We start from the raw sequence: 15,594 nt of genomic DNA, 5'->3' as shown, positions 1-15,594 counted from the left end.
CCCCTTTGCGGTTTTATGACTACTCCTGTACGTTTATGATTACTTTCATGGTTGTCTCCCTGTTTTCGTCTATATACTGGTAAGCCTTGTCATAATCTCTGAATGAGAATGTCTTTGAGATCAGTGGACGCAGATGGACTTTACTCTCGTTTACTAAACGGATCGCATCTATGTAATCTTCGTTTCTGTACATCATGGTTGTGTTCAGGTCCAGCTCGTGGTCATTCAGTACTGCCAGGTCAATCTCTGCCTTTCCGGCAAAGACGGCTACCAGGATGATCGTGCTGCCCTTCCTTGCATATTGGATCGCCTGCCCCATCGTCACATTGTTTCCGGCACAGTCATAAATGACATCCGCCTTGTCCGGCCCGAATACTCTGAGCATGGCATCACCGAAATCTTCATTCCGTGTATTGGCTGTATGTTCTATTCCGCACTCATGTGCTTTTTCCAGACGAAGGTCACTGATGTCTGTGATCAGGACAGACTCTGCACCCATGCCAAGTGCCGTCTGTGCCACCAGATTCCCAATAGGGCCGGCCCCGAGAACGGCGACCTTCATTCCTTTGACATCCTGGGCCTGTCTTACTGCATGGACGGCAACCGCCAACGGTTCGATCATAGCGCCTTCTTCATAACTCATTTCTTCCGGAAGAGGCGTCACCTTTGCCGCATCTACGGCAAAATACTCCGAGGCCACTCCTGTCGTCTGGAATCCCATGACCTTCAGTTCCTCACAAAGGTTATATTTTCCATGCCGGCACGGATAACATTCCCCGCAGACCACCTGTGGCTGGATTGTAACCTTTTCACCTTCGTGAAAGCCTTCTACGCCTTCCCCCAGCTTTACGATCTCTGCGGATACCTCATGTCCCTGGGTAACCGGATAGGATGTAAATGGGTGCTGTCCGTGATAAACGTGGATGTCTGAACCGCAGATTCCAATGTTCATTACTTTAACCAAAATCTCCCCCTGCTCTGGCTCTGGTGCCGGCACCTCCCTGAATGTGATTACTTTCGGTTCTGTCATGACTTGCTGCAGCATAATTGTTTCCTCCTTTAAATTTTGTTTGATATTATCTTTTATTAAATGTTTTATTAAAGTAATTACATTATTGTTCCAGATCCAAAAAATGTCAAGAAATATTATGAAAGTTTTTTCATTTCAGCTAAATCCACAAAAACACCAATTCATATTTATACATTTTTACCTAATCCGGTTCGCAAACGAAACTCGCACCTGTGGCAGTCACATCGCGGCATCTGCCGCTTACACCGCAGTACGCATCCGCCGGAAAGGCTTTTTGTTTCATAGAACGTACTTTCCCTGTATGTAACAAAAAACAGGATTCTTAATAACAGCTCCTGTCATCAAAAATCCTGTTTATACATATCTCTATGCTTATAGCTTTATTCTTTTGTCCGGTCCCCGAGACGGACCGCCTCCATCTCATCCGATAGCTCTTTGCTCAAATAGTCAAAAAGATAGTTTCTCTCCTCTGGCCCCCTGCCTAAAAATTCCCGCCGTATCTCCTGAAGCATCAGTTCCACTTCTTCCTTCAGCCCTGCTGCAGAGAGCCTCTGTGCCCCCTGCCCCAAGATAATCACCTGTTCCAGAGCATCCGACGTTGCTACCGTAACCGCATATTTCCGCCCCATTTTTCGTACTGTCTTCTCGATATACTGGTCCGCGGTCTCCGCTTCTTTTGTGTAGACGACATAGATATTATGATACTTTATTACTTCACCGGGATTGCCCTCTACTTTATAGGCATCAAAGACAAGAATCAGTGTACATTTCTTATACCCCTGATAATTACATAAAATATCCATTAACTTGTCCCTGGCACCCTCGATATTGACCTCTGCCAGTTCCTTTAGTTCATCCCACGCAAAGATAATATTATAGCCATCCACAAGCAGATATTCTTCCTGTTTCTGTTTCTCATTCTGACGTTCTTCCCATTTTGGGTCCGGGGCACCTTTTTCCTTTGCCCGGATCGTAACCGGAGACGTGTTCCATTTTTTTCTCACCGGGTCCGGTGTCTTTCTATAGATTGCATCCAGTTCTTCCTGTGTCAGTTCAATCCTTGATACAGACCTGTTTTCTCTTGATACGTTGACCGGATCATTTACTTCTGTGTCTGATTTCCAGCCGCTTTCAACATGCATATATTCCTCTACCTGATCCCACTTGACAATAAAGCCCGCCCCATGCGCACAAAAAACAGATCCCGTCGGGTTATCAGGATCAGATTCTGAATCATATGCGGCCGCCTCGATCACCTCATCTGCATTATGACATGCTTCATATCCCTTCAGGCTGCAGAACATCCGTCCCTGTCCGCCTGTATAGGACAAAAGCTCTGTCTGATATCCGCGCATCTCGGATACCGGGGCCGTTCCCGTTAATATGGACAGTTCCCCCTCCGTCCCGGGATGTTCAAACCGTCCCTGCATCCTCTGGATATCCGCCATCGCACGCCCGATACATGACTGAGGTACTTCCAGCCGGAACTCATACCAGGGTTCCAAAAGGATGCTTTTCGCCTTCTTCAGTCCCTGACGGACCGCCCGGTAAGTCGCCTGCCGGAAATCTCCTCCCTCTGTATGCTTCAAATGTGCCCTTCCGGTAATCAGGGTGATCTTCATATCTGTAACAGGGGCACCGGTCAGTACCCCCTTATGTTCCTTTTCCTCCAAATGCGTCAGGATCAGTCTCTGCCAATTCCTGTCCAGAATATCTTCACTGCATTCCGCCGCAAACTGCAGTCCTGTCCCCCGCTCTCCCGGCTCCAGTAACAGATGCACCTCCGCATAATGGCGCAGCGGCTCAAAGTGTCCGACTCCTTCAACAGGAAACTCTATCGTTTCCTTGTAAACAATATTTCCCGTTCCGAATTCAACATCCACACCGAACCGCTCTCTGATGATGCTTTTCAGTATCTCAATCTGAACCTCACCCATCAGTTGTGCATGAATCTCCCCCAGCTGTTCTTCCCATACAATATGGAGCTGTGGTTCCTCTTCCTCCAGCTGTCTTAAGTTCTTTAGCATTTTGTGTACGTCGCACCCCTGAGGAAGCTGGATCTGGTACGTCAGGACGGGCTCCAGAACAAACATATCCGTTGCCCGTTCTGCTCCAATCCCCTGCCCCGGGTAAGTTGTTCCCAATCCTGTCACTGCACAGACCCCTCCGGCGGCTACTTCCTGTACTGCCTCGTATTTTGCCCCGGAGTAAATACGGATCTGGTTCACTTTTTCTTCCATTCCCGGAAGCACGTCCTTCACCCGGAGAACACCGCCCGTCACTTTTAAATATGTCAGCCTGCTGCCCTGCTCATCTCTGGCTATCTTATACACTTTTGCCCCGAATTCCTCCGGGTAATCCGCGCAGACCGTAAATCTGCGCAGCCCTTCCATAAGCCCTTCCACCCCTTCCAGACGAAGCGCAGAACCAAAATAACAGGGAAATACTTTTCTGCCGGCCACTGCCCTGATAACAGTGGATGGTGCTGCGCCCCCTGTCTCCAGATATTCCTCCAGCATGTCCTCATCACAGACAGCCAGATTTTCAAGCCACGCATCATCTGCCGATCCCAGATCATCCAGCGACGTAAAATCAACGCATCCATCACTTAAACGTTTCTTTAATTCTTTTAATATTGACTCACGATCTGTTCCTTCCTGATCCATCTTATTAATAAAGAGAAAGACAGGAATCCGGTATTGCTTCAATAAACGCCAGAGTGTCATGGTATGTCCCTGCACGCCGTCTGCACCGCTGATCACAAGAATTGCATAATTCAGAACCTGCAGCGTACGTTCCATCTCCGCCGAAAAGTCTACGTGTCCCGGAGTATCCAGCAATGTAATATCCAGATCCTTCCACGAGATAACAGCCTGTTTCGAGAAAATCGTAATCCCCCTTTCACGCTCAAGTTCATATGTATCCAGAAAGGCATCCTGATGGTCCACCCGCCCAAGCTTTCTGATATTGCCCCCTGTATACAGCATACTCTCCGACAAAGTTGTTTTTCCTGCATCGACATGGGCCAGAATCCCTAAACAGATATGCTTTTTTACTCTTTTTGGCTGTTGTTCGCCCATGAAAACACCTCCTCTTGTGACAACATATTTTAAAGTATATCACAAGGGGAGGTGTTAGTCGAGACACTATGCTCTGCGAACAGGTTAATCTTATAACCTGTTATTTCAAGCATCACTTTTCAGTACTGTTTGAAAAAATATAAAGGTTTGTGTTATTTTGAAGAGGAACATCCGTTTATTTGTTAACTTCATGGTTCTTAAACTTGCGGTAAGACATTCCAATAAACAGAACACACAGAACCACATAGCTCATAATCATCATCCGGGAACGATCTAAGACTATGTTCCCCGCGGAATATGTTATATAGTCATCAAACTTAAACTCTGTTATTTTCGATGGAAGTAAAATCAAAATATGCTGCCATACATATCCTCCCATATTTGAATATAAAAATGATGGTACTGCAATTAACAAGAAATCTAAAATTATAACCGTATACGAACTTTTAAAAACAGATGACATTAACAGGGTTGCACTCACCATCAAGACTACCGCTGCGTACATTAGTAGTAACAAAATAATTACACCTTGTTTTATAGTTAAGTTATAGCTTATTGGGTACGATGTATTTATTAATTGTATTGGTAAATCACCTCCATCAAATCCAAGCAAAAAGAGGTATGTCAATGAATAACTCAATACAATTGCCCAATATACCAGAGTGGCGTAAAATAATGAAGAAATAAGTTTTGCTTTTATAAGTTTATTTTTCCCATATTTTAAAGTTAATAACAACGAATCGGATTTTGTTTGGTACTCCCCTGCAAAAATTGGTGCTGTACCTATACAAACCACAATCATAATCATAATCAGCCAGCTGGCACTATCTAAAATACTGTTCCACCCCTTATAATATCCATATTTATATGTCTGAATTTGTGAATCTTTTTCTAACCAATATGTTTTCTCTACATTTCTCAAAAGCCCTTGGTTCTCTTTTATCTGAAGCCATTCATTAACTCTCTCGTTCCTGGCAAAATCAAAATCCACATTGAGGTTGTTTTCAAAAGTTTCTTTCAAACTATAATTTTGACCTAACGGCGTATAAACCGATGCAATCAAAGTGAGTAATTCTCTATTTGGTAAATAATATTTCAAATACATCTCTTCCGTTAAATATTGAAATTTTTCTAAATCTGATGCAGTGTCCTTGTCTGATGTATATGCTAAATATTCTGCCATGATTTCTTTGACTCTGCTTTCATGCAAAACTTGCTCCGGTCTGGTTTCTTTTAATACCTTTGCACCTTGCAAACCTGAATGTGTCATACCGTTTAAATCAGTCGCACTGATTTGTGATATACTAGAATAAACGCAAAAGGCAATAAATATGCAGCAGCCAACTATAGACAGCTTAATTAATTTTCCCATCCATATGCGCTGCCACTCGTAATAAATCAATCTTTTCATTTTAGCTAATCTCCCTTGAACTGAATATGTTAATATAAACATCTTCCAATGTTGGTTCTACACTTTTGAAAACTGGTGACGGAATATTATCAGAAATAAATCGTATATAAATTTTTTCGTTAGCATAATGTGAGTTTACTAAATTATATTTTCCCCCATATTCTGCAGCATCTTTTTCTAATATATATCCTTCCCAAACTCTTCCCCTTAAGGTTTTCGTTAATTCTCCTACGCTTCCGCGCAATTCAATCATTCCACTATTCATAAAAATAATTTCATCCGCAATATATTCAACATCTGAGACAATGTGGGTCGAAAAGATCACGATTTTATCTTTAGATAAGTCTGATATCATTCCTCTGAAATAGGCTCTTTCTTTTGGATCTAATCCTGCAGTTGGTTCATCTAAGATTAATACTTTCGGATTGTTTAATAAAGCCTGCGCAATTCCTAACCTTCTTTTCATACCTCCCGAATATGTCTTTATTTTTTTATCTTTATTTTCTAATAGATTTACTTCACCTAATAATTTATGAGTAAGTTTTCGAGCGTATCGTGGTTGTAATCCCTTTACAGCTGCAATATACAACATAAATTTTTGAGCTGTAAACTCTGGAAAATACCCAAAATCCTGAGGCACATATCCCAAAATATCTCTGTAATCTTCTCCTAGATCAATGATATTTTTCCCATTAAACTTTATTTCTCCCGCCGTGGGAGATAATATCCCACATAGCATTTGAATCAATGTCGTTTTCCCAACACCATTGGCCCCTAAAAGTCCATAAACACCTTCCTGTAACGCCATTGTCAAATTGCTGACTGCTAATTTGTTTTTAAACTGCTTAGATAAATTGCTGACCACTAATTCCATCCTCTTGTAATCCTCCTAACATATTTCTGATTTCTGATGCTTCCTTCCAAATACTCAATAAAATAATGATTAACAATAGGACATTTAGCTTGTCAATTATTACTTCATCAAAAATGCTTTTTATAACCAAGTTCATAATAGTCAATGCACCACCCCATGCAGAACATATGAAAATCACATCTTTTTCTTTTGTATGGTTAATTATATATATACATCCTCCACACATTAAGTTGTAAAGTGCAATAACATAAAGTAAATCCGTTCCCCCAAAATAGAGTTTTAATAAAAAAGCACTTGTAATACTGAATGCCAAAATCAAAAAATCAATTATCCCAAATAACATTAGCCTGATCAAAAGAACTTTTCTTATCGAATAACGGGCAGTCATCAATAACCCTTTTAAGTTCGGCTGTAAAATACTGCATATTTCATTTGTGCCTGCCAAGCATAACAATGGGATAATTATTGACATTATCGTCCAGAAGCTCCCTGTCCCATTTCTACTCTCGGATAGTATCCCTATATTTAAAAAAGCAGCTATAATGATTTTTATTATCCATACTTTTAAAGGGATAAATTTTACTTGTGTTAATACACTTTGTATCTCTGTCATTCTGTACGTTTCTGCTCCAAATTCCATTTTCTTTGCTAATAATAATGTCTTTTCAAACGCTTCCACATCATATGGAGGGACGTCAAATTCCAATTTCTTCTTTATTCTATGATTTTTCACCGATATTCGCCTCCTAACTTATTACCAATCTTTTTTTCTACTTTTTTCAATGAGTATCTAACCGTAGACACTGGCATGTCTAATATTTTAGAAATATCTGCAAAAGTCATATCCTCGTAATATCGTAAAATTATTAATTCCCTTTCATCTGTGTCAAGAAAATCTAAAACATGTTTTATCTCTATTTCTAGCATTGTATTTTCTATGTCGTAAATTTCTGTTTCTAGCCCCACATTTATCGGATATATTCCATCAGGCTTTTTTAAATAATCCTTAATAATATTTTTGGCTATAATATATAGATAATTTTTTAATTTCCCTATATGTTTATATGAATCTATGTTTTTCAAAAAGCGCAAAAAAGTTTCTTGAGTAATATCTTGAGCCACGTTTTTATTAAACAAGTGGCGATAACAATACGCATACACATCGCCGTAATACATTTGAATCAGAGTATCTACGGACTCCTTTTCGCCTGTTATTATATTCTTTATCATTTTTCTTCCATCCACTATGATTCCTCCGTATATAATATATAACGAATGTTCTTCGAAAAAAAACAACTTTTTCTTAATCTTTTTATTTTAGTTATTCAACACAGTCACAGGATATCTCGACACCCGTTTGGATTTTACAAACTTCATCACAGCATAGTTATATACTTCGCATAGTCTGTCTATTGATTCTGGTGTCTTCAATGCCTGTACCGGACTTAAAAAAATCAACCCCATCTTAGTCATTTTGCTCAAAATGACTAAGATGGGGTTGATTGTGATAAAGATAGGCTCCTATTCCAGCGATTCAAAATACTGCTCCACAAAACTCATGGCAATCCCCACGGCCGAAACTTCTTTTTTGAAGCTGCATGTTTTCAGATAAGTGGTATCATTTTCAAAACCATTATATTTTACAACCTTTTTACTCAGTTCCGCCATATATTTACCTATATATCCGCCCACATATCCTCCCAGGATGATGTCACAGTCGTAAGCCATGCGGAGATTGGTCACAGTAATTGCGAGATACTCAAGATACTCATCCCAGATCTTTTGAAAATCTGTATCGCCCTTATCCAGCCTTTCAAAAAACTGTTCGAGATTTCCGTTTGTGTGCCCGGCCAGTACCTGCGCAGAACAATAGGCATCGACACACCCTTGTTTTCCACAGTAGCAGGTGCGGCCGCCCGGAACGATGACCATATGGCCGAACTCGGAACTTCTGTAGTCGTCGCCTTCATATATCCCGTTGTGGACATAGAATGATCCGCCTACAGAATTGCTCAGGGACAGGTACACTGCATTTTTTTCCAGTCTGTACATCTCTGCCATCGCGGCACTGTTTGCATCATTTTCATACCGCACGTCATATTCAAAGAGCTGGCTTAAGTTTCTCAGGCTTAAATTCTGTACCCGCAGAATGTGGGAAATAAGCAGTGTCTCATACTGCTTATCTATGATTCCCGGAAATGATATCCCGACCCCCAGAAGCTTATCGTGCGCAATCCCTGACTGGCCTGCAAATTCCCTGAAATGGCGGTATACGGTTTCATTATATTCCAGTGAATTTTCAAATTTCTCACGGACCCTTACCTTTGCCGTAAGTTCCCCTGTCAGGTCGATCATGACATAGCTGATATGGTTGTTCGTAATATCGATACCGGCGGCATACTTTAAGCCTGCATTGACAGAAAGTGCCTTTGCCTTCCTGCCGCCTGTAGACTCATATTCCCCGCTCTCAATGATAATCCCGCGCTGGATAAGCTCTTTTACATTCTGCAGGACGGTTGGCATGCTTAAACCTAATGTTGCCGCGATCTCGGGTTTAGAGGTCACACGCCTGTGCAGGATGAACCTGGCCACCCTGATTAAATTTGCTTTCTTCTTATCCGTGCCGCTGTCCTTATGCATATCCCCTGTTCCTTCCATAAATCGTTTTATAAAAGAATTTTACCCCTTCTGAACTAAATTTGCAACATTGCTTTTTCCATATATTCCTTAGGGCAGACCCCCGTCACTGACCGGAAGATGCGGCTGAAGTAAAACTGATCTGTATATCCCACCCGCTCGGCAATGTCCTTGATATAGGCCTCCGGGTCCTGCTCCATCATCTGCATTGCTTTTTTCATCCGGATACTGGTCAGGTAATTGCTGAAAGAAGTCTCCTCATATGTACGGAACATCCTGCTTAAGGATGTCTGGGATACACCAAACTGCCTGCAGATACTGCCCAGCGTCATTGCCTCATCCATATGTCCCTTCATGTAAGAACAGATAGAATGGAAAAGCTGTTCTTTATTATCAATCTTTTCCTTCCCCATATCCGGGATGCACTGTCTGATGACCGTCAGTATATTCTCCTTCAGTTCATCCATATCGGACGCATAGTAAAAGGCATCGTCTATCATAAACTCCAGATCGACAAATTCCCTCTCTATTGGATAAAGGTTGCGTACCAGCTGAAAAATATATTTCACTGCAGATTCCACATAAATCTGACTACTTTTCTGTTTCCTAAATATATCAAATAATTTCTTCAATTCTGTTGGAAACTTCTTATCCTCTTTATATCGGATGCAGTATTCTACCTGTTCAAGCTGCTTTTTGGCCGTCTCCTCCTCCCCCGGATTCCGGCATTCCTGGCTGTCGCCGTTCAGGTACAACACCTGGTTTTCTCCGATTACCACCGATTCATCCAGCCTCCTGTACAGCTTTTTCACGATTTCGGGAAGTGCCTCCAAAGGGAATGATTCGTTGTACACAACTGCCGTCTGATATGTATAACCACTTTTTTCCCTCTCAAAAATGCGCTCCGCCATTCCCTTGAAGTCTCCTGAAAACAGTAGTTCCTCGGGGAAAAGATACAGTGCCTCCATTTCGTCACGCCCATAGATATACACTTTTTCCTCTTCCATAGAAAATATTTCGACGCCTGTTCTTCTGGAAAATCTTTTGGGAAGGCCGTTTTTCCGGTATATGGCCGCATAGTAATTTCCTGCTGGGAAATAGCGGTAAAGCCGGTCTGCATCCTCCGCCTGTTTCCCATTGCAGAGTGATCTTAACAGCCTGTTTCGTTTTTCATAATATAACGTATTCAGCTTCGGCTCCAGCCGGTCCATCAGCTTCTTCATATCCGATGGAGCCAGCGGTTTTAAGAGATAATCACATACCCCTGACTGGAGGGCACCCTTGGCATATTCAAATTCAGAATAGCCGCTGACGATTACTGAAAGCACCTCCGGGAACTCTTCCTTCACCTTTGCAACAAGCTGTATTCCGTCCATCACGGGCATTTTTACATCAGAGATCAGGATGTCCGGCTGTTCTTCCCGGATCAACCTGAGTGCTTCACTGCCGTTTTCCGCCGTCCCCATAATCTCATACTGTGGACATTTCTTTTTCAGAATCATGCATACATGGTTCAGCGCCGTAGGCTCATCTTCTACTACCATAATTTTATACATTTTTATCATTCCTCTGTTCTATACTCAGATCTTCTGCACTTTGCCTTCTTTTTTCCCTGCATCCGATGATCACATCCGTCCCCTTTTCTTTTCCCGGGCGGATCTCAAATATGAGATCATCGTTGTACAAAAGATACAGGCGTGCATAAGTATTAACAGTCCCATTCCACCTATTTCAAGTTCTACACCGCTGCGGTCATTTGTCAGTTTATTCCTTATGGAAGAAATATTATTATTTATTTCGTCCAGTTTCTCTTTCGTTATTCCATTTCCATCGTCATGTACCTTCAAGAACCAGCCATCCTCTGTCAGTGCCCCGGCAACCTCCACCCTGATGATATCAGAACTTGACCCGTACCCGTGATTAACCGCATTTTCCACGATCTGCTGCAGGACAATTTTCGGGAGCGGCTTGTTATAAAGTGCCTCATCTATCCGGATCTCATAGGAGAGCTTATAGTCATAACGGTGTTTCAGCAGGCCGAGATAGAGTTCCAGATATTCGATCTCTTGTTTCACCGATGCGTACTTATCCTTCGTGTTTGTCGAGTAGCGCAGCATCCCCGCCAGTTCACTGCATATATCACAGATCACCTCATCATCCGACACCATGCCCCGGTTGGAAATTACGTTCAGTACATTATAGATAAAATGCGGGTTCACCTGTGCCTGAAGGAGGTCGAACTGTGCCTGGAGCGAAAGCAGTGACATACGCTTTTCTTTTAGCATAGATGTGTTCAGGCGGTTCAGCACGTCTTTGTAGGAGACATACAGGGATTCAATCTCATCATTTGAAATCTTTTCCGGAATCTCAGCCTCCATATTATCCAGCCGGGTCGTCTCCATAAAATGCTGCAGCTGCTGGATCGGCCGGGTCAGCTGCCGTGAAGTCAGGTAAATATACCCAAGTGAGAGGGCAAGAGCCACGAACAACAGAAGCAAAGATACCGGGAGCACCTCCATAGCTGCGCTTTGGCTGATGTCCATGCGTGCGACTGTCATAAGGACAATATCATCTGTATCCGACTCCTGCATCAGGCACAATGCCTTCTCACCATCCGCGGTCTCAATCTCCTCGATATCCTTATCACGGCCCTGCATCAGGTTCCAATAATACTCTGCCTTGACCTGACGTGCATCCGAATACAGGAATTCCCCTTCTTTCGTCATGAAAATATAGGTTATGTTTTCATCTGTATTCGCGATCATTTTATCTAGTGAAGCCTTGTCCTTCTGCACCTCCAGATATCCCATCTCCATCCCTTGTATCTCTTTCACGACAGAGATCACCTGCGGTTTGGAACGGCTGCCCCAGTCATCCTCATGGAGTCCTATGAGCACATTCCTGCCGCCCTTCCCGCTCACCCTTTCCACCCACGGGTAGGTCTGATAGGAGGCATCTGTATTCAGGGCGGTGTTTGTATAGTTATTATTTGCAATGGTCCTCCCGTTCTTATTGAAAAAGACCATGCGGTAAAATTCTTCCATTAAATAGTAGGAGTTAATTTTTGCACGGACAGTGGCAGTGGAGTCGCTGAAATACATGTCCGCATAGGAGTCTGTTTTCAGTGTGGCAAGCTTTTTCAGGGCATCCAGCACCTCAATATCCGACAGGACATATGTAATGGCAGATTCCATGCTCTCAAGCGTATCCTCCATCTGCTGGAGCTTCACATTCGAGACAGTCCGGATATTCCCGTATTCCCGCTCCTTGTACTGCCTGACATTCAAAGTATAGTATGCCGCCCCGAAGATTCCTGTGATCAGGACAGAAAAAATTGTATAGACAAGAATGATTTTCTTCTGGAACTTCATGCCGTCCCCCCTCTCCAAGTAAATGCATTATATCACAAAAAGACTGGCAGCAGAACCGTATCTGTCACGGTTCTGCATCCGGTCTTATAGTTTTCTTATTTATCCTTTGACTGCTCCTGCAACCATTCCTTCTACAATCCTCTTGTTGAAGAATATGAAAAGTATGAGCATCGGAATTGTTATCAGTATTACATCGGCAAAAAGCATATTGTAAGAACTGGAGTACTGCCCCATAAAGTTATAAAGTGTAAGCTGTACGGTTGCGTTCTCTGCCCCCGGAAGGAAGTACAGAGGATTGGTAAAGTCATTAAAGATAGTAACTGCATTCAGGATAATCACAGTGGATGTAACCGGCTTGAGCAAGGGAAAAATAATAGCGGAAAAGATCTTCCATTTTGAACATCCGTCCATATACCCTGCCTCTTCCAGTTCTATCGGGATGGAACTCATAAATCCTCTGAAAAGCATGATCGTAAATGGAATCTGAAGGGCCACTTCTATCAGGATCATTCCCCATATTGTTTTATAAAGGTGAATTCTCTGCAATACCCAGATCGTAGGCAGTATTGCGGCCGGAACCATCAGCCCTGCCATGATCAGTGAATTCATGATACCCATCACACGGTCTTTTCTTCTCTGGAGAACATAGCCTCCCATAGAACCGACGATAATGAGAATCAGGACAGAACCGACCACGATCAGTCCGCTGTTTTTAAAAGCCGTAAGTATCTGGTAATTATTCGCCTTAAACACCTCGGCAAAGTTTTCCCAGTGGAATTCTGTCGGCAGTGCGATACTCAGGAGATTGGCTTCCCTGCGTTCTTTGAGTGCATTTACCAGCATAAAAGCGAATGGTACAATAAATATGATAAATGCAGCCGCAACTCCTAATACATCACCCAGAAGATATAATCTTTTTTTCTTTTTCATGGTTATTCTGCCTCCTTGCTGAGCAGGAATTTCTGAAGCGGGAATGCCAGAAGTGCTATGACAGCAAACATAATTACATTTCCTGCCGTGGACAATCCATAGAATCCTGCTGCATACTGCTTATAAACGGTGGATGCCATGACCTCTGTCGCATACCCCGGTCCGCCGCCTGTCATCGCCCATATCAGGTCAAATGTACGCATACCGCCGATGAATGCCAGTATTATAACGGAATTCATGGCTGGCCGGCTGAGCGGCACTGTGATTGCCTTCAGCTGTTCCCATGCAGTAGCGCCGTCAATCGAAGCTGCCTCATAATAAGTCTTGTCAATCGACTGCATGCCCGCAATGAAAATAACGGTTGCAACACCGACGCCCTTCCAGACATCCGTAAGAATGACTGCATATAAAGCTGTCTTTGTATTGCCGAGCCAGTCCATCCCTGTCCCACCGAGCATAGTAATCACCTGGTTGATCAGACCCTTGGACGGATGCATTAAAGCGCAGAATGTAATACCTACTGCAATGGTACTGATCAGGTTTGGAAAGAATACTACAGATCTCAAGAAATTTTTCGTTTTAATCTTACTTGTCAGAAATACCGCCAGGAAAAATGCAATGATAAGTTTCAGCCCGCATGTGAGTATTGCATAAATCAGAGTGTTGATAACAGAGCTGTACAAAGACGAATCTGAGAAGAATGTCTTAAAATTATCAAATCCGCAAAACGTAAAACTGTTGAAATCCCATACCGTCATACTGAAGAAAAACGATATGACCATCGGCAGGAGGAAGAATACTGTGAAAATCACCATCGCCGGTACGATAAACCAATTCGAATATATTTTTTTCTTGTCCATTTCCACCCTCCAATTTTCGAAAGGTTCAAAGGGGTCTGACCCCTTTGAGCCTGCTTGTTAAATTTTTACCAGTCTAATCCAAGCTGCGTTGCCTGTTTTGCACAGTCTTTGTCGTATTTTTCAGCAGCTTCTTTTGCTGTTGTCTGCCCTGAGCCAAGCTCCTGACAGATTGCCGGACAGTCAGCACCTTTTACCTGGCTGATGTATTCCAGCGCCGGTGCATTTTTTCCGGATTCAAAGTATGCCTGAATATCGTTTGCTACCGGGTCGTACGCGTTATCTGGCATCTCGTAATCTTTTACACAGTATGGGCCGTCCGGAAGAACTGCTTCTGAATATGCGTCAAGTGCCTCATCTGAAATATAGAATTCCATGAATTTCAGGATCGCATCTGTCTTGTCGCTGTTCTTGTTGCCATAAAGAGCTGCCGGGTATCAGAGTGTGATTCCGTTATCTTCTGCACTGTCTCCCGGTACTGCAAATACGCCGAGGTCATTAACCTGATCCTGATACAGCTCATAAATATTGGATAATGCCTGGGATAAGATAAACCAGTGGCCGGCTTCGCCATTAGCCATGATATCGCAGCCGTCATCATATGTCGTTGCAAGGTAATCGCTGTTATAGTATTCTGTTGTATCGGCCAGTTTTTCAAAGCTTCTTAAGGCTGCAGGTGTAGTTGCCCATTTTGCCTCTCCCGCATCAAATTTTTCTGCGAACTCCGGATCACTCTGTTCCAGATTGTAGGCGTCTCCTAAGAATGGGACCTGTGCTGTCCATGAATCTGCATATGTACCTAAGATGGCTGTCTCGCCGTTTTCCTTTAACACATCACAATTAGCCAGGAACTCGTCCCATGTCTTCGGGATTTCCAGATTATATTTTTCGTACATCGGTTTGCTGTAAACGATTCCTTCCGCCTGTGCGGACTGATATGGGACACCGAATACCTTATCCCCGACGGAAACTGCTGATTTGTAGTTGTCATCGATCCTTGATACGAAATCTTCCCCTGAGATATCGATAAAGTATTCCGCCGGATTCAGTGCGTTTAACAGGGCCCCTGAGTTGTAAAGGCAAAGGTCTGCCATGTCGCCCGATGCAAGCCTTGTCTTCACAATGTTGTCTCCGTCTGCCCCGCCCGGCCTTGTTTCAATATTCACCTTAATCCCGAGCTTTTCTTCTGCCTTTTTCGCAACTGCTTCAAATCCTGCCGTAGTAACATCCGTGTCGATCAAAAGTGTCAGCTCTGTCATATCCTTTCCGTCTGATGATGTGCCTGATCCTTTGTCAGAAGATCCGCATCCTGCCGCCATCCCCGCGATCATGGTGGCACATAAAAGCACTGCAACTATTTTCTTTTTCATTTCTTAATTTCCTCCTTGCTTTTGATAAATTTAT

The 15,594-nt window shown here is 43.0% G+C and carries 13 protein-coding genes; all 13 read right to left on the bottom strand.

The features are described 5' to 3' along the window. Positions 1–19: 19 nt before the first annotated feature. A complete protein-coding gene (locus A8806_RS20100; RefSeq protein WP_109732957.1) occupies positions 20–1,045 on the bottom strand; it encodes a zinc-dependent alcohol dehydrogenase in 1,026 nt (341 codons plus the stop codon). Between the two features lie 365 nt (positions 1,046–1,410). Then, positions 1,411–4,110 (bottom strand): translation factor GTPase family protein, encoded by a 2,700-nt coding sequence (locus tag A8806_RS20095; RefSeq protein ID WP_109732956.1) that lies wholly within the window; start codon positions 4,108–4,110, stop codon positions 1,411–1,413. 175 nt (positions 4,111–4,285) lie between these two features. Further along, positions 4,286–5,521: an ABC transporter permease gene (locus tag A8806_RS20090; RefSeq protein ID WP_181368806.1), complete on the bottom strand. Its 1,236-nt coding sequence runs from the start codon at positions 5,519–5,521 to the stop codon at positions 4,286–4,288. A gap of 1 nt (position 5,522) precedes the next feature. After that, positions 5,523–6,395 (bottom strand): ATP-binding cassette domain-containing protein, encoded by an 873-nt coding sequence (locus A8806_RS20085; protein WP_109732954.1) that lies wholly within the window; start codon positions 6,393–6,395, stop codon positions 5,523–5,525. Further along, positions 6,367–7,128, bottom strand: a complete 762-nt coding sequence (locus A8806_RS20080; RefSeq protein WP_109732953.1) for a hypothetical protein — start codon at positions 7,126–7,128, stop codon at positions 6,367–6,369. Before A8806_RS20080 ends, A8806_RS20085 begins: the two co-directional genes overlap by 29 nt. Beyond that, entirely contained in the window at positions 7,125–7,640 is a 516-nt protein-coding gene (locus tag A8806_RS20075) for an RNA polymerase sigma factor (protein WP_109732952.1), read from the bottom strand. The genes A8806_RS20080 and A8806_RS20075 overlap by 4 nt, the downstream gene beginning before the upstream one ends. Positions 7,641–7,916: 276 nt before the next feature. Continuing rightward, complete coding sequence (locus A8806_RS20070) at positions 7,917–9,035, bottom strand: ROK family transcriptional regulator (protein WP_109733052.1); 1,119 nt, start codon at positions 9,033–9,035, stop codon at positions 7,917–7,919. Between the two features lie 53 nt (positions 9,036–9,088). Continuing rightward, a complete protein-coding gene (locus A8806_RS20065; RefSeq protein WP_181368805.1) occupies positions 9,089–10,588 on the bottom strand; it encodes a response regulator transcription factor in 1,500 nt (499 codons plus the stop codon). Between the two features lie 69 nt (positions 10,589–10,657). Beyond that, the gene (locus A8806_RS20060) at positions 10,658–12,403 is read right to left on the bottom strand and encodes a sensor histidine kinase (RefSeq protein ID WP_109732950.1); all 1,746 of its coding nucleotides are present in this window, start codon (positions 12,401–12,403) and stop codon (positions 10,658–10,660) included. A 99-nt stretch (positions 12,404–12,502) separates the two neighbouring features. Continuing rightward, entirely contained in the window at positions 12,503–13,333 is an 831-nt protein-coding gene (locus A8806_RS20055) for a carbohydrate ABC transporter permease (protein WP_109732949.1), read from the bottom strand. A 2-nt stretch (positions 13,334–13,335) separates the two neighbouring features. Continuing rightward, complete coding sequence (locus tag A8806_RS20050) at positions 13,336–14,193, bottom strand: carbohydrate ABC transporter permease (RefSeq protein WP_109732948.1); 858 nt, start codon at positions 14,191–14,193, stop codon at positions 13,336–13,338. A 65-nt stretch (positions 14,194–14,258) separates the two neighbouring features. After that, positions 14,259–14,567 (bottom strand): hypothetical protein, encoded by a 309-nt coding sequence (locus A8806_RS26675; RefSeq protein ID WP_242996205.1) that lies wholly within the window; start codon positions 14,565–14,567, stop codon positions 14,259–14,261. A 60-nt stretch (positions 14,568–14,627) separates the two neighbouring features. Continuing rightward, positions 14,628–15,560 (bottom strand): ABC transporter substrate-binding protein, encoded by a 933-nt coding sequence (locus tag A8806_RS20045; RefSeq protein WP_242996203.1) that lies wholly within the window; start codon positions 15,558–15,560, stop codon positions 14,628–14,630. Between the last annotated feature and the right edge of the window lie 34 nt (positions 15,561–15,594).

Source organism: Faecalicatena orotica (assembly GCF_003149245.1).
GTDB lineage: Bacteria > Bacillota > Clostridia > Lachnospirales > Lachnospiraceae > Faecalicatena_A > Faecalicatena_A orotica.
Note: the sequence above shows the minus strand (reverse complement) of the source record. Positions and strands in the feature narration are given on the sequence as shown.

Bases quoted from the DNA above. Each gene is read 5' to 3' on its own strand.
- A8806_RS20100 (WP_109732957.1), bottom strand. From the start codon at position 1,045: ATGCTGCAGCAAGTCATGACAGAACCGAAAGTAATCACATTCAGGGAG.
- A8806_RS20045 (WP_242996203.1), bottom strand. From the start codon at position 15,560: ATGAAAAAGAAAATAGTTGCAGTGCTTTTATGTGCCACCATGATCGCG.
- A8806_RS20055 (WP_109732949.1), bottom strand. From the start codon at position 13,333: ATGAAAAAGAAAAAAAGATTATATCTTCTGGGTGATGTATTAGGAGTT.
- A8806_RS20070 (WP_109733052.1), bottom strand. From the start codon at position 9,035: ATGCATAAGGACAGCGGCACGGATAAGAAGAAAGCAAATTTAATCAGG.
- A8806_RS20090 (WP_181368806.1), bottom strand. From the start codon at position 5,521: ATGAAAAGATTGATTTATTACGAGTGGCAGCGCATATGGATGGGAAAA.
- A8806_RS20095 (WP_109732956.1), bottom strand. From the start codon at position 4,110: ATGGGCGAACAACAGCCAAAAAGAGTAAAAAAGCATATCTGTTTAGGG.
- A8806_RS20060 (WP_109732950.1), bottom strand. From the start codon at position 12,403: ATGAAGTTCCAGAAGAAAATCATTCTTGTCTATACAATTTTTTCTGTC.
- A8806_RS20050 (WP_109732948.1), bottom strand. From the start codon at position 14,193: ATGGACAAGAAAAAAATATATTCGAATTGGTTTATCGTACCGGCGATG.
- A8806_RS20065 (WP_181368805.1), bottom strand. From the start codon at position 10,588: ATGTATAAAATTATGGTAGTAGAAGATGAGCCTACGGCGCTGAACCAT.
- A8806_RS20085 (WP_109732954.1), bottom strand. From the start codon at position 6,395: ATGGAATTAGTGGTCAGCAATTTATCTAAGCAGTTTAAAAACAAATTA.
- A8806_RS26675 (WP_242996205.1), bottom strand. From the start codon at position 14,567: ATGGAATTCTATATTTCAGATGAGGCACTTGACGCATATTCAGAAGCA.